This is a genomic window from Thiorhodococcus minor, from assembly GCF_010820565.1.
In the GTDB taxonomy this organism is placed as follows: domain Bacteria; phylum Pseudomonadota; class Gammaproteobacteria; order Chromatiales; family Chromatiaceae; genus Thiorhodococcus; species Thiorhodococcus minor.
Genome location: NZ_JAAIJQ010000241.1, coordinates 1 through 1,566, shown reverse-complemented (window position 1 = coordinate 1,566; position 1,566 = coordinate 1). Strand labels below are relative to the sequence as shown.

Annotated in this window: 2 protein-coding genes and 1 pseudogene; 2 read left to right on the top strand and 1 reads right to left on the bottom strand. The window is 59.2% G+C overall.

Features of this window, described 5'->3' with window-relative positions; genetic code table 11:
* Positions 1 to 137: pseudogene (locus tag G3446_RS26650) on the bottom strand (IS1595 family transposase); the annotation flags it as partial.
* A gap of 474 nt (positions 138 to 611) precedes the next feature.
* Between G3446_RS26650 and G3446_RS26645 the strand changes: the two are divergent.
* Entirely contained in the window at positions 612 to 890 is a 279-nt protein-coding gene (locus G3446_RS26645; RefSeq protein WP_164456672.1) for a type II toxin-antitoxin system TacA family antitoxin, read from the top strand.
* A gap of 77 nt (positions 891 to 967) precedes the next feature.
* On the top strand, positions 968 to 1,414 hold the full coding sequence (locus G3446_RS26640; protein ID WP_209262661.1) for a GNAT family N-acetyltransferase: 447 nt from the start codon (positions 968 to 970) through the stop codon (positions 1,412 to 1,414).
* Positions 1,415 to 1,566 lie beyond the last annotated feature (152 nt).

Here is a 1,566-nt window from a genome sequence, read left to right as displayed (position 1 = left end):
CGCCCGGCCTTGCCGCCCGTGAGCTCACCGCCGAGATAGACGTCGTCGACCTGGACGTCGCCACTGAGCGCATAGGTACGCTCACGCTCGGTCATTGCCTGCATCAGCTTGTGCTGGATCAGCCAGGCGGTTGGGTATTAATTGTTGCATAAGTCTTCGCAGTGTAAAATCATGGGGCATGAGCACCAAGATCGAACTGCGAAATCAGAAGCGTAAAGAGGTCGTCGAGGCGATCGTCATTCGCCAAGAACCATCTCATCGACCTTGCAAAAGGCTTCTAAAGATAAATCTGACCGCCTAAAGGCGGTGGTTTGAACCCTACTTCGGACAATCAATGCCTTAGGCTACATTGCGTCCCTATTGATCGACCTCGGCACCGAAACTTCGACCATGGGGTCATATTTTAAGCCATTGTCCTGTAAGATGAAACAGGCTTTTCGGCCAGGCACGAAATATGGACAAGTTAGCCAAGGAGGCGAAGAGACAAATGGGGACAGCCCCCAGGCCAGCAGATCCAGGGGGTCGCTAGACCAAGAAGCGCTGGGGTCCAGCGTTGCATCGGGCAGGATCAAAACGTACCATTTCAATTCGTACAGAAACAGGACTCAGACATGCCCCGCACCATGGTCGAAAACAACAGCCGACTGGCACTGCGAATCCGCTCCGAGGATAAGGCGATGCTGATGCGCGCGGTGGCGATCGAACACACGGACATGACAGACTTCGTTCTCCGGCATGCGCTGGAGGCAGCGCGCAAGGTGATCGACCAAGCGGAGCGCCTGCGTCTGTCCGAACGCGACAGCCTGCGGGTTCTCGACGCACTGGAGAACCCAGCGGCGCCCAGCGCCAAGCTCCTGAAGGCGGCACATCGCTTACCGAAGAGCACATGAGATTACCGCCCGATTGGCGCGAGTCCCCCATCTCCAAGTGCCTCGACCGCAATGCCTTCGATTGTGGCGACCCCGAGTTGAACGATTTCCTGCAACGACACGCGCGACAGAATCACGAGCGAGGCGGCGCAAAGACATTTGTCGCCACACCCGTCGATGACGACCACCACCTCCTTGGCTTTTACAGCGTCAGCCCCGCGTCGCTTGACTATGCGCGCACGCCTGCCGTCATGAAGAAGGGGCTTGCCCGCTATGAGGTGCCAGTATTCCGACTGGGACGATTGGCCGTCGATCTCAGCGTTCAAGGCCTTGGCTTGGGTGGACAACTCTTGTTGAGCGCCGGCCGCCGCTGTCTATTCGCCGCTTCTCAGGTCGGCGGAGTCGCGTTGCTGATCGATGCCAAGAGCGAACGGGCCGCCGCCTGGTACGAGAGCTATGGCGCCGTTTCGCTCCTGGACGCGCCGCGCTCGCTGCTGCTGCCGCTGAGCACGGTTGCTGAAGCGCTGGCCCAGGGAAACAGGTAGAGTAGAAGGCAGGCATCCGGCGACCTTAGACTTGGGGAAAAACCGGGATATACCACACTTGTCTGCCAGACTATTTCTTACCGGGCCGGGGGGCGGCCCCCGGCTGAAAGGACACCGGCGCCCCCCCCCGGAGAACCGGAGACCACCCAAAA

What these genes read in the sequence shown, in the direction of transcription:
- G3446_RS26645 (WP_164456672.1), top strand. Translation starts at nt 612, where the DNA reads ATGCCCCGCACCATGGTCGAAAACAACAGCCGACTGGCACTGCGAATC.